The organism is Veillonella sp. VA141 (genome assembly GCF_003992175.1).
In the GTDB taxonomy this organism is placed as follows: domain Bacteria; phylum Bacillota; class Negativicutes; order Veillonellales; family Veillonellaceae; genus F0422.
On sequence record NZ_RQVM01000001.1, the window covers coordinates 311,955 to 327,679 of the forward strand.

Consider the following 15,725-nt stretch of genomic DNA (forward strand, 5'->3'; position numbering starts at 1 on the left):
ATAAATCTCTCCCCATAGGAAATACCACCTACTACATATATACACTAAAAATGTTAGTTTTCCTCATTTTCTATAGTAAATATGCATAAAAATAGGGTTGCTATACTAAATTGGTATAATAGATCATTTCAATATGATGTGATACAAAAGTTTTACATATTAAAATAATCATAATAAATAATATTTTAAAATTGAAGAAGTTAGAATTATATCTTGAAAAATAATTATAACAAAAAAGCTCACTAAAATGACTAATCATCATTCAAATGAGCTTTTCACAATACATCTTTAAAATGAGATTATTTAAAATGCCGTAATGGTTGCAAGCAATCCAAAGATAATTCCCGGCAAGTTTGCTACTGCCAAAGGATAGTCCTTTTTTTCTTTTAAAAGTCCGTAACTTGCCCATATGATACAGTTAATCGTCGCTGCCAAGGGCTGCAGAAAAAATGTTTTATTCCCATCCAAGTTTCCCATGATTTGCGGAACATAAGACACATACATCATTACTGAAAGGAATGTTCCAAGCCATCCTAACATTTTTAAATTTTTTTCACTCATTCTATTATCTTCCCTCTTATAAGATCAATTAACTTAAATATTTTAGTAGTATATCACAAAATGCTAGGAAATCAATACTTAAATTTAAGTTTTTATATAATATCTATGAAGTAGTCAAACATTTGTGACACAACCCTAAACTTTCTGGTATAGAATCTCTCCCCATCAATCTTATGACTTCGCTCTATCTTTCCATTTTGCCACGGTGAAAATAAACCTAATAAAACCGTAGTAAAAGTATCCTCTTACTACGGTTTTAATATAGAGTCAATCGGATCTATTGCCTACTATTGCAACTATTGTGGACCTTCTCCAGCAATAATACGCTCTGCCTCTACGGTAGATAAATCATAATGCATGAAGTTTTTATAGAAATCTTGTGTTTCTTTCACTAGGTTAATATCTCCAAATAATTGTGGTTGGATGATTTGACCTGCCCATAAGATTTGTAATGCTGATTCAGCACTGTATCGGTCCCACTTGAATGTTCCTACAGGATTGCTATATACACGACCCATTTGAACTGCTTTAATACCACTCCATTGTGGGTCATTCATAATTTTTTCAATAGCTGCTTTGGAGTTCACATCACCTATAATGATAATATCTGGGTTAGCTTTGATGATTTCTTCCATGGTTAATGTAAGCCCACGACCTTTTTGTTCGATCGCATTGATACCACCCGCATAGTGAATCCATTCATCAATAATTGTTTTAGTGCCATCTACTTTAAGTAAATTTTCACCTGTAGCAATATGCATCACTCTTGGACGTTCTGCATCGGTTAACACTTTCGTTTTTTCTTCTGCTAAAGCGATATTTTTATCTAAATACGCATTGTAACTCTTAGCAATCTCTACCGCATTACCGCCTAGAATATCTGCGGTCATGGATACTACATTGCGAAGTCCTTTATAGTCAGTAAACTCCATATGCACTGCTGTAAAGCCGCCTTGACGGACTTGTTCTGCTTGCTTTTTACTATTTACAATAATTACTTGTGGTGATACTTTTTGTAGTTCTTCTAATTGTAAATCAAAGCCAAAACGATCTGGCGCAGCAATGTTTTTAATATTTGGATAAATATGTGAGAACCAAGGTAATGTTTGTACATATTGTGTAGTAGCAACTAATTTATCTGCCCCACCTAGCATCAACATAACTTGATTATTCGCTGGCCATAAGTCAGCAATTCGTTCTACATGTGTTGGTAATTGAACTTGAGTGCCACCAATATCGGTGATAGTATGTACTTCTTGCGTTGCTCCTTTTGATGCATTTTCTGTGCCACAACCAGCTAACAAGCCGATGGAAATCAGCAATGCAAAGAGCATAGTAATAATTCGTTTCATAACGTCTCCTAACTAGCTTCCATACACAAACTAACTACTTAAAAATCATGCGTTAATAAATTTAATTTGCAGGACTTTCACCATGGATAATACGTTCTGCATCATCACCAGATAAATCAAAATGTAAGAAATCATTATAGAATTTTTGTGTTTCTTTCACTAGGTTAATATCCGCAAATAATTGTGGTTGAATGATTTGACCTGCCCATAAGATTTGTAATGCTGCTTCGGCACTATACCGGTCCCAGTTGAACGTTCCTACAGGATTGCGATATACACGATGATTTCTAACAGCTTTTAAGCTTGCCCATTGTGGATCATTCATCATTTGGTCAATGCCTTTTTGCGCTTGTGTACCACCGATGATGATAATATCTGGATCTGCTTTGATGATTTCTTCTATAGTTACTACGATTTGTGGACCTGCTGCTATAATGGCATTCTTACCACCTGCATAACGAATCCATTCATTGATAATTGTTTTGTCTCCATCTACTTTTAATAGATTATCTCCACCTACGATATGCAACACGGTTGGTCGTTCTGCATCGCTAAGATGTTTAGTTTTTTCTTCCGCTAATTTCACATTACCATCTAAATAGGCTAGATATTGTTTGCTAATATCGATGGCTTTACCACCTAATACATCGGCTGTAATAGCCACTGTTTTGCGCAATCCTTCATAGTCTGTAAAATTCACACGTACTGCTGGAAGACCCGCTTTGCGGGCCATTTCAATTTGGTTCTTATTACTAGCCAATACCACTTGTGGATTTAATTTTTGAATTTCCTCCATTTGTACATCTGTACCTTTTACCGGAGCTGGAATCTCTTTAATTCTAGGATACACTTTTACAAACCAAGGCAATCCTTGTACATTTTTTGTAGTAGATACTAGTGTATCTGCGCCCCCTAACATCAATACCACTTGGTTATTAGCATGCCATAAGTCTGCCACTTGTTTGATATCTTTTGGAATCGTCACTTCCGTTCCATCAATATCTGTGATAACCCTCGTAGAAGATGTATTCCCTTGGGATGCATTTTCTGTGCCACAACCAACTAGCATACAAATGGTTGTAAATAAGGCTAACAACAATACTACAATACGCTTCATAAAATCTCCCCTTTCTGACCTAACTGTGGGATAACACAAACTGTGCGCTGTACCGTTTCGCTGTAAAATAAACTAAGTTTCGTCCGGTAAATTCTCTCCAATACTTCCACAGTCACATCATTGACAGAATCGTAAAAATCTATTGTTCCACCACGACATAAACCAACACGGCTATTCAGTAATAAAGCCTGTTCCGGTACATGTGTAGTAAAAATAATAGCATATCCTTGTGTTCGCAATTGTTCTATCGTTTCTAGAACAATCACTTGATTACGTATATCTAATGCAGATGTTGGCTCGTCCATTAATAATAATCTCGTATCTTGCAATAAAGCACGTCCAATCGCTACTAATTGTCGTTGCCCTCCACTTAAATCGCGACACGGTTTATCTCGTAATTCTGTAATCCCTAGCATTTCTAGTATGCTATCTGTTTTTTGAAATTCTTTTTTTCCTGGTGAAGAAAACATCCCCGTTCGTAGCGTTGCTCCAAAGGATATATAATCTCGTACCGTATAGGCTATATCTGCTCCTATAATCTGTGGTACAAAAGCAATTAACTTCGCTCGCTCTTGAATAGACACACTCCCTAAATCTATACCATTGCAATATATATGCCCCGATTGTACCTGCTGAAAGCACATCAAGCAACTAAGCAATGTAGATTTTCCTACCCCATTACGCCCTAATAGAGCTAAGGTATCACCAGCTTTCACAGAGAATGATAAGTCCGTAAAAATATTAGGCTCTCCCTTGCCATATGAAAAAGAGATAGAATCTACTGAAAGCTCAAAAGAATCCATTAGAAATACCTCCGTTGTTTATACAATACCCACGCAAAGAATGGCGTTCCAATGAATCCACAGAGTATTCCTAGTGGAATCTCTGCTGTTGTTAACGCTCTAGCAAACAAATCTGCTACCATCAAAAAGGAGGCACTGACCACAATTGCGGCGGGAATCAATTTTTTATGATCATGACCTACTAACATACGAGATAAATGAGGAATGACTAAGCCTACCCATCCAATGGTACCGCTTAAGCATACTGCTGCTGCAGTTAGCAATGTAGAAATTACGATTATGACAATTCGTTCTTTATGTACATTAATACCCAAACTCTGTGCCTCTTGATCGGATAACGATAAAATATTTAAACGCCACCGCAAGGCTACAATTGCTAAGGTACCAATCACAATAATCGGTAATACATAAAATAAATTATCCCACGTAACTTTTGCCAAGCTACCCAACTGCCAATACACAATATCTTGTAGTTCTGTATCTGGATCGGCAATGTATTTCAGTAGTCCAATGATGGCTGCCATAAATCCAGACACAATGATACCGCATAAGACAAGGACAATCCTCGATTGATTCTGAATTAATTTTGGTAATAACAAGGTTAAGCACACGGCTGCGATACCACCAATAAAGGCACATATTGCTACCCCATACAATGACAAATGTAATAAGATACCTAAGCAGGCTCCCACACTTGCACCATGTGAAACACCCAGTAAATCTGGAGATACCAAATCATTGCGGAAAACTCCTTGATAGGCTGTACCCGATACAGCTAACGCAATGCCTACCAAAATAGCACCTAATACCCGAGGTAATCGAATCTCCATAACTACATTATACATCGAAGCATCCCAAGTGATAGGTAATACTAAAAATTTAGATAGCAATATATTCCATACTTCTTGAACCGGAATAAAGAATCGTCCCATCACTAAAGATAGTAAGAATATCCCTGCACATACAAGGACTGCTATCACCATGGTCCGTTTGTAATGATGCATAGTCACCCTCCCATTCTCATTTATTCTTATATACTTACTATAGGGAGTTAATTCGAATATTGCAAGCACTTTTTTTACATATTGAAAATTGGCATAATTAAAAAAACGCAGTAAAAGTTTCCTTTCACTGCGACTTTTATATAGAGCCTCTACTCTCTATGAAGTATGCAATTAAATATACTGTCCTTTGATCATATCGTATTCAGATACATTTACTTGTTGTTTTCGCCCTGCAATCCGTAATACTGTATATCCCAAGATACCAGATACGATAGAGCCTACGAAGATACCAACTTTTGCCATTTCTTGTGCTTCTCCTGGAGGGAAGGCTAACAAAGATACGAACAAGCTCATGGTAAATCCGATACCACAACATAGAGCGATACCATACACATGAGTCCAATTGGTTTGAGCTGGCATTTCCACTAGTTTAGATTTTACTAGTAAGAACAATGTGCCAAATACTCCTACTTGTTTACCTAATACTAAACCTACTGCAACACCTAATACAACTGGATGGGCAAAGCTTTCTAAAGTAAATCCGTGGAAAGATACCCCTGCATTGGCAAAACCAAAGATTGGAATAATTAAGTAGGTAACCCAGTTACTTAAGGTGTGTTCCCATTCAGATAATGGAGATACATGACGACCATCACGTATGCCATGGTATGGAATAAACGCCGCTAAAATTACACCTGCTAAGGTAGCATGCAATCCTGACTTAAACACACAGAACCAAAGGCCAAATCCTAATGCTAAATACGGAATTGGTCTCGTATAGTTCATACGGTTTACGTATTGTAACATGAACACGATGATTGCTGCTACGAATAAGTAAAAGAAGTTTAACTCCGCTGTATAGAAAAAAGCAATGATAACAATAGCCATCAAGTCATCCATAACAGCCAAGGTAGTTAAAAATACTTTCATTGCAATGGGTACTCGATCACCTAAGAGTGAAACGATACCGATGGCAAAGGCAATGTCTGTAGCTGTTGGAATCCCCCAACCATGAATAAAGTCTGGATGATAACCGACAATGAAATAATAGATTAAAGCCGGCATTAAAAGGCCAAAAAATGCTGCAATACCAGGCAAAAATCGTTTTGCATTGGTATTCAATTCCCCTGCAATCATTTCCCGTTTTACTTCAAGGCCTACAAATAAAAAGAAGACCGCCATGGCCACGTCATTAATCCATAATTCAATGGACAATGGTCCTAATTTAGCATGAAGCAAAGAGTGGTACAAACTTTCTACTGGAGAGTTTGCCAATAGCACTCCTACCACAGCAGCTACAAAGAGTAGTACACCCCCTGCTGATGGTGATGTAAAAAAAGATACAATTCGATTCATACAATTACCCCTCTACTATGTAATATATATCATTAAATAACTAACATATTCTTTTGTTATTATATCACTAATTATATTCTTTATCTATCGAATTTTTTCTATATTGCGTATGTATACAAAATCCAATACTCGATTCACCGATGTCCTTACGATACTGTCGTCCCTCAAAGTCAATCATGGATACACGTTCATAAGCATGTTCTAAGGATTGTTCCAATGTATTCCCCAACCCTACAACACCTAATACACGACCACCTTGCGTTACATAGTGATCTGTTTCATATGTTGTACCAGAGTGAAATACCATTGATACAGTATCCATAGTATGAATATCTCCTGTGATTCTTTGACCTGTCAAGGTCTGCTGTGGATATCCTTCGGATGCTAAGATAACACAGGAAGCGTATTGTTTCGACCATTCCAAGGATATCCCCTCTAATTGTCCCGTAGCTGTGGCATACATGATGACTCCTAAATCACTCTGCAATAATGGCAATATCACTTGTGTTTCTGGATCTCCGAAGCGAGCATTGAACTCTACTACTTTCGGTCCTTCCTCGGTAAGCATTAGACCTGTGTACAAGCACCCTACATATGGATGACCTTCTTCTGCCATGGCTTTCACGATAGGTTTTACTATTGCGTCTACTATGGTTTGTTCCAAAGTGCCATCCAGTTCTGGCACCGGTGCATAGGCGCCCATTCCTCCTGTATTTGGACCTTCATCATGGTCTAACAATCGTTTATGATCTCTTGCTCCTATCATAGGTAAGACGTGAGTACCGTCCACAAAGGACAACAAGGATACCTCCTGTCCTCGCATATATTCCTCAATCACAACGCTTTCTTCCGAACTATTCAGCATTTCTTTCAACACTCGTTCTGCGTCTGTGAAAGTCTCACAAATAGTGACACCTTTACCGCCCCAGAGGCCATCTCTCTTTAATACAATAGGTACACCCCATTGATGAATAATGCCTTTTCCAGTTTCTACATCTTGGCAAACCTCATACTTTGCCGTAGGAATCTCATATCGACGCATTAATTCTTTTGCAAACGACTTAGACCCTTCTAATCGAGAAGCCTGCTTGGATGGTCCAAACACAGGAATCCCTACGGCTCGGATCGCATCGCTAAGTCCCTCTACTAAAGGGAGTTCTGGACCTATTACCACTAAATCAATCTGATGTTCAACCAACCAAGGCATCAATTTTTCTTGATGTTTCCAATCTATTTCTACCATAGTTGCTACGGATGCCATACCCGCATTTCCTGGTACTACATAAACATCTGTTACAGATGGGCTATGGTGCAATTTCCAAGCTAATGCGTGTTCACGACCACCATTGCCAATAATACATACTTTCATAGATACCTCTCAATATAAACTATTTTATAATAGCTTGTTTCTTAATGACAACACGAGATCCCACTATATTCAAGGCATCCTCGCAAAATAATCGCACCGCCTCTGGGTAGATGCGATGCTCTTCATGCAAGATTCGTGTTGATAAAGTATCCACCGTGTCATCTTCATAGACAGGTACCACCGCCTGCGCAATGATAGGACCCGTATCCATGCCTTCATCCACAAAATGAACGGTACATCCTGTGTATGTTACGCCTTTTAGTAAGGCTTGCTTCTGTGCCTGTAAGCCTGTAAAGGCTGGCAATAAGGAGGGATGTATGTTCAAGATGTTTCCTCTGTACGCTTGCACAAATGTAGGTGGTAATATACGCATATACCCAGCTAACAAGATGCCCTCCACTTCATATTCTTGTAACAAATCTAGCATAGCTTGTGTCCAGGCTGCTTCAGTACCATAGTTGGCAGGCTCTACTATGTGTACAGGAATGTACCAAGCACGTCCTTTCTCCACAATACCCACATTGGGTCTATCACTAATGATAAGAACTATTTCACCCTCTATATACCCCGCTTCTATGGCCTTATAGATGGCTTCTCCATTAGACCCTCTGCCACTGCCAAATAGAGCCAATCGTTTACCCATGGAATGCCTCACCAAGAATCGTCACATCTCCCTGCCCTTCTGTAACAAGTCCAATGGAGTACACCACTTCCCCTTGCTCTTGCAACACTTCTACGACTCGTTCTACTAACTCTGGCTTCACTACTAGCACCATACCTATGCCCATATTGAAAGTATGATACATTTCTCTCGTTTCCACATGTCCCCATTCTTGTAATAGCTTAAAAATAGATGGTACTGGCCAGGCATCACTATGAATCGTAACAGATAACCCCTTTGGTAATATGCGAGGAATATTGTCGTAGAAAGATCCCCCTGTTATATGAGCCATCCCCTTCACTAACTGTTCTTTCAGTAGTGATAGAATAGGTTTTACATACAGTTTCGTTGGTGTTAATACTTCTTCTCCAATGGTGCGACCTAACTCGTCTACATAGGTGTCCAATGGCATTTGTTGTTTATCTAAAATGATATGGCGTACTAAGGAAAATCCATTGGAGTGTAAACCTGATGAAGGTAAACCTAGCACCATATCTCCTGCCTCGATAGAAGCTCCCGTAATGCATCGGTCCTTATCTACAATCCCTACTGCAAAGCCAGCCAAATCATAATTGCCATCTCCGTAGAAACTAGACATTTCCGATGTTTCTCCACCGATTAAAGCACACCCAGATTCTTCACAAGCTTCGCCGATACCATCAATGATACTTTCAATATGATTATGTTCCAATTTACCGACTGCAATGTAGTCTAGGAAAAATAAAGGAGTCGCCCCCTGTGCTACCACATCGTTCACACTCATAGCCACACAATCTTGACCAATCTGGCGATGCTTATTCATGAGGACGGCAAAGCGAATTTTCGTACCCACCCCATCCGTACTCGATACAAGAATGGGTTCTTTCATGGTGTACTGTGCCAAAGAATAGAGCCCACTAAAACCACCTAGAGATCCTAGTACACCCGGTGTATAGGTGCGTTCCACACGGTGTTTAATCTTTTGAATGAGCTGGTTCCCCGCTTCTACATCCACGCCAGCATCTAAATAAGTAACAGGTGTATTATCAACAGACATAAGTACCTCCCTTGGTATACTCATCCCCTACAGGACTTGGATACTCTCCAGTAAAACAAGCCACACACAAATGCGGTACTTCTAATTGTTTCATAGACTGCATCAATCCTTCATGAGACAAATAATATAAACGATCAACGCCAATATATTGACTGATTTCTTCTATGGAATATCGATGAGCTAACAACTCTTCTGCATCAGATGTATCGATACCAAAATAGCAAGGATACCGAATAGGTTCAGAAGTTAAACACAAATAGATTTCTTTCGCTCCCGCTTGTCGTAACATGGAAACGATATATCGACTTGTGGTGCCTCGTACAATGGAATCATCAATAAGAACAATACGCTTTCCTTGTACCACATCAGGAACAATACTAAACTTTTTACGCACCGCTTCCTCTCGACTAATTTGGTTGGGTTCTATGAAAGTCCGCAATACCTTCGGATTCCTCACTAACCCTTCCCTATAGGGAATACCAGATTCCTCTGCATATCCCTGAGCAGACAAAGTTCCTGAATTAGGTATGGGCATAACAATATCCGCTTCATATTGTGTTTCTTTTGCCAGCTGACGTCCCATAGCTACCCTTGCTTCTGATACACCTTGCCCATCGATAACACTGGTAGGATGTGCAAAATAAATATATTCAAACACGCAAGTATGTTGTTCCACTACCTCCTGTTGTTCTATGCCTGCACTTCCTACATGTAATTGTTTTGTTTTTTCTTTATTTTCTAATCCCTCAACCCCACCTCGAGAAATAGTTCTACTCTGTATACCACCCTCAGTATTTTGGTAGTCCGAGACTTCGTATCTTATACTGGAGTGATACGGTACACTGCAGAAATCTGTTCCATCAATAAGAATTATTTCACCAGGCCTTACATCACGAATGAAAGTCCCCTCTATAGCGTCTATAGCGCAACTTTCAGAGGCAAGTACATACCCATGGGTCGTACGACCTACGCAAAGAGGACGATATCCATGAGGATCTCGTACACCTATCAGCTTCTCATTGGCAACAATCGTCAACGAAAAGGCGCCTTCTAATCGCGCACAAGCTTGCTGAATAGCACCTAGGATGGTCAATTCATTGGAGCATTTAATCAAATGGACGATGACTTCTGAATCCATTGTGGTCGTAAATACACAGCCTTGGGTTTCCAACTCACGACGTAACACTTGGGCATTCGTCAAATTCCCATTATGAGCCACTGCAAATGTACCCCACGGTGATGTTCCTACAATGGGTTGTACATCACAAGGATTCTCTATACCTGTCGTAGAATACCGTACATGTCCAATTCCTATATGACCTTCTAAGAAAGAAACATCCTGTAAGGCCTCTTTCACGAGCCCTGGTCCTTTCACCACATCTATCTGTGATTCATGAACAACAGCGATCCCCGCTCCCTCTTGCCCTCGGTGCTGTAACGCCACAAGTCCTTCATATATAGTTGTCCCGATGGTAGAGGACTTGTCATAGACTCCAAAGACTCCGCATTCCTCATGCCATGTATCTAACATACCATCATATTTCATTATGCCCCCTAGAGTCATACTCTACTCATATCGTGCACACGGACAAATTATCAAATGTCAAACTATCTCTATTATAACTTGCTACACAGCTATCTTCAATACAAACTCAGGGAATCAACAAAAAACGTGGTATACTTAAGATATAAGAAGTCATGTATGGAACGCTAACAAACATACTATAGGATGTAGTAAGAACTCCACCACCATCCTATTAACATATAAAGGAGGCTATGTATGCACATATTCCGTCTATTTGTCACTCCTCGCACTACCACATCACAAGAGTCACAGCAACTACTTGCGACCTTTCAACAAGACTTGCAGATTCCTCTCACCGACCTCACAATCTACGAACGATACGACATCTCTGGAATCACAGAATCAGAGTTTGAACGCGCTAAAACCCTCATTTTTTCTGAACCTCCCATAGAAACTACTTGTACTACATTAAACCTGTCCGCCCTAGACCATCCCATTGCTATTGCACCTACGCTAGGTCAATATGACCAGCGTGCTGATGCTGCAGAGCAATGCCTCTCCATCCTCACCAATCATGATCATAGTACAGTACGTACTGCACGAATCTATGTCTTAAGGGGCCCCCTAACTAAAACACATATAGATACAGCTCGACAATATCTTTTGCAATCTATCGATGCCTATGAAAGCTCCATGGACCTTCCTATAGCGCTAGATATAGTAACACCGGTAGTTCCAGAAACTTCGCACATAGAGGAGTTCACCACCCTGACGAAAATAAAGCTAGAAGAACTCCTTCACTCTATGCAATTGGCCATGACTCTAGAAGACCTACTATGTATTCAAAGGTATTTTCAAAAAGAGCATCGCAACCCAACAGTGACTGAAATTCGTGTATTAGATACCTATTGGTCAGATCATTGTCGCCACACTACATTTAATACCCAATTAACGGAGATTACCTTTGATGAGTCTGCCCTTACCAAGCCGATTCAAAAAACGTATCAAACCTATCTTGAAACAAAACAACAACTGAATCCATCGAGCAATGTAGTACCCACATTAATGGACATGGCCACAATGGCTATGCAAGAACTTCGTCATCAAGGCAAACTAAATCAATTAGATGTGTCGGACGAAATCAATGCGTGCACCATCATTGTTCCGGTGCAGGTGGATGGTAAAAAAGAAGAATGGCTGTTATTGTTCAAAAACGAAACCCATAATCACCCCACTGAAATCGAACCTTTCGGTGGTGCTGCTACTTGTTTAGGTGGCTGTATTCGAGATCCTCTCAGTGGTCGTGCCTATGTATACCAAGCCATGCGTATCACTGGATCTGGTAACCCTTTAGTCTCAAAAGAGCATACTTTGCTCGGTAAATTACCACAATCCTACATCACAACCACAGCTGCCAAAGGTTTTTCTTCCTACGGCAACCAAATTGGCGTTCCTACAGGGGAAGTACGTGAGTATTACCACGACTCCTATCGAGCTAAACGTTTAGAAGTAGGTGCTGTCATCGGTGCTGTCCCGCGATCTCATGTACATCGTGAAAACCCCATCCCCGGAGATCTCATTATCTTACTAGGCGGTAAAACTGGCCGTGATGGCTGTGGCGGTGCTACAGGCTCTTCTAAAATACATACGAAAGACTCTCTCTCTATCTGTGGTGCAGAAGTGCAAAAAGGAAATCCTGTGACAGAACGAAAAATTCAACGCCTATTCCGCAATCCAGAGGTGACACAATCTATCAAGAGATGTAACGACTTTGGAGCAGGCGGTGTAGCCGTTGCTATTGGAGAACTCGCAGATAGCATTCATATATACCTAGATACGATACCTACAAAATACACTGGGCTCACTGGAACAGAGCTAGCCATCTCAGAATCCCAAGAAAGAATGGCTTGCATTATTGATCCTAGCCAATGGAAACGAATCCAATCCTATTGTGCAGAGGAAAATTTGGAGGCTACTATTGTAGGAGAAGTGACAAATACTGGACGCCTAGTGATGGACTTTCAAGGAGAAATTATCGTCAACCTACATCGTCAGTTCTTAGCTACAAATGGAGCTACACAAAGTACTACAGCTCATATCGTATCTCCAAGAACAACTCCCTCTCCTTCGTTTATTACGAATCTATCTTTCCTCTCTACAACAACCAAAGCTTCCATAGAAACACGCTTTCATCAAGCCTTGCAAGATTTGAACAGTACCTCCCAAGAAGGATTACGAGCTATGTTTGACTCTACCGTAGGTGGAAATACAGTACTCTTTCCTTTCAGCGGAACCTATTTGAAAACTCCTGTCCAAGGGATGGTAGCAAAACTTCCTGTATTACAGGGAACTACCACGACTGCTAGTATCATGACTCATGGTTTTGATCCATATCTATCAGAATGGAGTCCTTACCATGGCGCTCAATATGCGGTACTCCTTAGCTTAGCAAAATTAGCCGCTTTAGGAGGAGATATCTCTAAAGCCTATCTAAGTTTTCAAGAATATTTTGAAAAACTCAACAGTCCTATGTCCTGGGGTAAAGTGGTATCTGCTCTGTTGGGCGCCTATGAGGCGCAACACCAATTAGATGTAGCCTCTATTGGTGGCAAAGATTCTATGAGCGGTACATTCCAAGAGATCCATGTGCCACCTACTCTTATTTCTTTTGCCGTCACCACCGAGGAGGTCAACCGCATACTATCCCCCCACTTTCATGAAGCACACCATCATATCCTATTTCTGTATGTACCAGAGTGCTCTGATGGTACACCTAATTGGGCCGCCTTTAAAGCACATTGTAAAACCTTGCGTTCCTACAATATCACGCAACAAGTGTATAGTGCGTATGTCGTAGAACAGGATGGCATCGGACCCGCTACGGTGAAAGCTTGTCTAGGCAATGCCATTGGCTGTATCTACCATAAAGACGAACTGCAAAGACTAGTTATGGCTGTATCTTCTACGCATAAAAAACGAGAACTAGACCAAACAAGTATACCTCAATCCTGTGCCAATACATCAGAGAATCATAGTTCCAATACATCAGAGAATGATAGTCCCCATGCTGCTCTAACTCCTGAAGATATGTTGTTCTACCCCTTCCGTGGTTCCTTCCTCATAGAGGTGGATACTGTGACAGCTCAGGCATTAAGGGACTTACCTCACATGTACCATATTGGCACTACACAAGAAGACCCTTCTATTGTGATGGGAGATACCACTATCTCATTAGATGACTTAACCAATTCCTATGAAAGCACCTTAGCATCTATCTTTCCTATCTACGCAAAAGAAAAAAACTTCGGCGATACCAGTACCTCTGCTGACAGCAAACTACTACACACTACACAAAGCAAACCATGTAGTAAGTATACTTCTCTATCTCATCCTAAAGTGCTGATTCCTGTATTCCCTGGCACCAATTGTGAATATGAATCTGCACGGGCTTTCACAGAGCATGGTGCCAAGATAGAAACTCTTGTCATTCGCAATCGAAGCAGTCAAGAATTACAAGAATCTATTCAAGCCTTAAAACGCAGTATAGACAGTGCTCAAATTGTATGTTTCCCTGGTGGTTTTAGTTGCGGTGATGAACCAGCTGGATCTGGCAAATTTATAGCTACCCTGTTTCACAATCCATACTTGCAAGAATCTTTAGAAAATCTATTATACAAGCGTGATGGTTTAGTGCTTGGTATATGCAATGGATTTCAAGCACTAATTAAGCTTGGATTAGTCCCAACAGGCCATATCCAACCATTGGAGAAAACCAGTCCTACCTTAACGTACAATACAATAGGACGTCACATTTCTACGATAGTCCATACTAAGGTTGTATCCACAAATTCACCATGGCTCAGTGCTTGTCACATAGGCGACATCTACACAGTCCCTATTTCTCATGGAGAAGGTCGTTTACTGGCTACAACAGAACAAGTAGAAGAACTCTATACTCAGGGGCAAGTTGCCACACAATATGTAGACCTAGTGGGTAATACTACCTATGATCCACAATGGAACCCTAACCAATCTATAGGTGCTGTAGAAGGATTATTAAGCCCTGATGGTAGAGTATTAGGGAAAATGGCTCATATAGAACGCCTGGGCCATGGTATACATAAAAATATCAATGGTAACCTTGTAATGCCTATTTTTGCATCAGGCGTGCACTACTTTATAGATTAGTACTCTCGCTCGGTAACCTAAGTCCAAACTATAAAAAAACTGAAAAACACAAATAGAGGAAGATGGAGTAAAAGCATCCATCTTCCTCTATCGTTATATGGCTTTACAAAAAAGAGGCTATGACAACATGTAACACATGGTATCATAGCCCTTTATATATGATATATGATGTATGAATTATAATTAACCCACTTCTGGTTCTAACAAACCATATTTGCCATCATGTCGACGATATACAACGTTCATGATTTCAGTATCTTCATTGAAGAACATAAAGAAGTCATGTTCCAATAGATTCATTTGTAAAATTGCTTCTTCCACGCTCATAGGACGTACAGTAAAGTTTTTGCGACGTACTACTTCTAATTCCTTTTCTTCTGGAATCGCTTCCACAGGTGTCACATCTACATGGAATCCAGTTTCTTTACGGAATCGTTTCGCTAACCGTGTTTTATGTTTATGGATTTGACGAACAATTTTATCCACCACTAAATCGATAGCAGCATACATATCTAAGTGACTCTCTACACCACGCAATACTACGCTTTCTACAAAACATGTCACTTCTACTTTACGCTCTTCTTTTTCTAAAGATAACACAACTTGAACCGTAACTGGTGTTTCAAAATAACGGGATAACTTTTCCAACCGTTTTTCAATATATTCACGCAAGGCAGCTGTCACTTCAAGATTTTTTCCTCTTACAGATACTTTCATAGTCGTCACCCTTTCTGTGTAACATATAGTGTTGCT

12 protein-coding genes are annotated in these 15,725 nt (G+C 40.1%); 1 reads left to right on the forward strand and 11 read right to left on the reverse strand.

Annotated features, from left to right (window positions below; all coding sequences use genetic code 11):
- Positions 1-303: 303 nt before the first annotated feature.
- The 10 genes from EO112_RS01490 to EO112_RS01540 all read right to left on the reverse strand — a co-directional run bounded on the left by EO112_RS01490 (position 304) and on the right by EO112_RS01540 (position 10,805).
- Positions 304-561, reverse strand: coding sequence for a SemiSWEET family transporter (locus EO112_RS01490; RefSeq protein ID WP_062403139.1), 258 nt, complete (start codon positions 559-561; stop codon positions 304-306).
- Positions 562-857: 296 nt separating this feature from the next.
- Positions 858-1,913 (reverse strand): ABC transporter substrate-binding protein, encoded by a 1,056-nt coding sequence (locus EO112_RS01500; protein WP_206168562.1) that lies wholly within the window; start codon positions 1,911-1,913, stop codon positions 858-860.
- A gap of 61 nt (positions 1,914-1,974) precedes the next feature.
- Complete coding sequence (locus EO112_RS01505; RefSeq protein WP_206168563.1) at positions 1,975-3,030, reverse strand: ABC transporter substrate-binding protein; 1,056 nt, start codon at positions 3,028-3,030, stop codon at positions 1,975-1,977.
- Positions 3,027-3,833 (reverse strand): ABC transporter ATP-binding protein, encoded by an 807-nt coding sequence (locus EO112_RS01510; RefSeq protein WP_127011110.1) that lies wholly within the window; start codon positions 3,831-3,833, stop codon positions 3,027-3,029. The genes EO112_RS01505 and EO112_RS01510 overlap by 4 nt, the downstream gene beginning before the upstream one ends.
- Positions 3,833-4,837, reverse strand: a complete 1,005-nt coding sequence (locus tag EO112_RS01515) for an iron ABC transporter permease (RefSeq protein WP_062403145.1) — start codon at positions 4,835-4,837, stop codon at positions 3,833-3,835. The genes EO112_RS01510 and EO112_RS01515 overlap by 1 nt, the downstream gene beginning before the upstream one ends.
- 171 nt (positions 4,838-5,008) lie before the next feature.
- The gene (gene nhaA, locus EO112_RS01520; RefSeq protein WP_062403148.1) at positions 5,009-6,193 is read right to left on the reverse strand and encodes a Na+/H+ antiporter NhaA; all 1,185 of its coding nucleotides are present in this window, start codon (positions 6,191-6,193) and stop codon (positions 5,009-5,011) included.
- Positions 6,194-6,260: 67 nt separating this feature from the next.
- Complete coding sequence (gene purD / locus EO112_RS01525) at positions 6,261-7,562, reverse strand: phosphoribosylamine--glycine ligase (RefSeq protein ID WP_062403151.1); 1,302 nt, start codon at positions 7,560-7,562, stop codon at positions 6,261-6,263.
- Between the two features lie 19 nt (positions 7,563-7,581).
- A complete protein-coding gene (purN, locus tag EO112_RS01530) occupies positions 7,582-8,205 on the reverse strand; it encodes a phosphoribosylglycinamide formyltransferase (RefSeq protein ID WP_127011113.1) in 624 nt (207 codons plus the stop codon).
- A complete protein-coding gene (gene purM / locus EO112_RS01535; protein WP_127162583.1) occupies positions 8,198-9,259 on the reverse strand; it encodes a phosphoribosylformylglycinamidine cyclo-ligase in 1,062 nt (353 codons plus the stop codon). Before purM ends, purN begins: the two co-directional genes overlap by 8 nt.
- Positions 9,249-10,805: an amidophosphoribosyltransferase gene (locus EO112_RS01540; protein WP_127062459.1), complete on the reverse strand. Its 1,557-nt coding sequence runs from the start codon at positions 10,803-10,805 to the stop codon at positions 9,249-9,251. The genes purM and EO112_RS01540 overlap by 11 nt, the downstream gene beginning before the upstream one ends.
- A gap of 234 nt (positions 10,806-11,039) precedes the next feature.
- Between EO112_RS01540 and EO112_RS01545 the strand changes: the two genes are divergently transcribed.
- Positions 11,040-14,972: a phosphoribosylformylglycinamidine synthase gene (locus EO112_RS01545; protein WP_127162585.1), complete on the forward strand. Its 3,933-nt coding sequence runs from the start codon at positions 11,040-11,042 to the stop codon at positions 14,970-14,972.
- A 183-nt stretch (positions 14,973-15,155) separates the two neighbouring features.
- On the opposite strand, the gene hpf is transcribed toward EO112_RS01545, so the two are convergent.
- Positions 15,156-15,689, reverse strand: a complete 534-nt coding sequence (gene hpf, locus EO112_RS01550) for a ribosome hibernation-promoting factor, HPF/YfiA family (protein ID WP_009372200.1) — start codon at positions 15,687-15,689, stop codon at positions 15,156-15,158.
- Positions 15,690-15,725 lie beyond the last annotated feature (36 nt).

Bases quoted from the DNA above. Each gene is read 5' to 3' on its own strand.
- EO112_RS01545 (WP_127162585.1), top strand. From the start codon at position 11,040: ATGCACATATTCCGTCTATTTGTCACTCCTCGCACTACCACATCACAA.
- EO112_RS01500 (WP_206168562.1), bottom strand. From the start codon at position 1,913: ATGAAACGAATTATTACTATGCTCTTTGCATTGCTGATTTCCATCGGC.
- purD (WP_062403151.1), bottom strand. From the start codon at position 7,562: ATGAAAGTATGTATTATTGGCAATGGTGGTCGTGAACACGCATTAGCT.
- EO112_RS01510 (WP_127011110.1), bottom strand. From the start codon at position 3,833: ATGGATTCTTTTGAGCTTTCAGTAGATTCTATCTCTTTTTCATATGGC.
- EO112_RS01515 (WP_062403145.1), bottom strand. From the start codon at position 4,837: ATGCATCATTACAAACGGACCATGGTGATAGCAGTCCTTGTATGTGCA.
- purN (WP_127011113.1), bottom strand. From the start codon at position 8,205: ATGGGTAAACGATTGGCTCTATTTGGCAGTGGCAGAGGGTCTAATGGA.
- hpf (WP_009372200.1), bottom strand. From the start codon at position 15,689: ATGAAAGTATCTGTAAGAGGAAAAAATCTTGAAGTGACAGCTGCCTTG.
- nhaA (WP_062403148.1), bottom strand. From the start codon at position 6,193: ATGAATCGAATTGTATCTTTTTTTACATCACCATCAGCAGGGGGTGTA.
- purM (WP_127162583.1), bottom strand. From the start codon at position 9,259: ATGTCTGTTGATAATACACCTGTTACTTATTTAGATGCTGGCGTGGAT.
- EO112_RS01540 (WP_127062459.1), bottom strand. From the start codon at position 10,805: ATGAAATATGATGGTATGTTAGATACATGGCATGAGGAATGCGGAGTC.
- EO112_RS01505 (WP_206168563.1), bottom strand. From the start codon at position 3,030: ATGAAGCGTATTGTAGTATTGTTGTTAGCCTTATTTACAACCATTTGT.
- EO112_RS01490 (WP_062403139.1), bottom strand. From the start codon at position 561: ATGAGTGAAAAAAATTTAAAAATGTTAGGATGGCTTGGAACATTCCTT.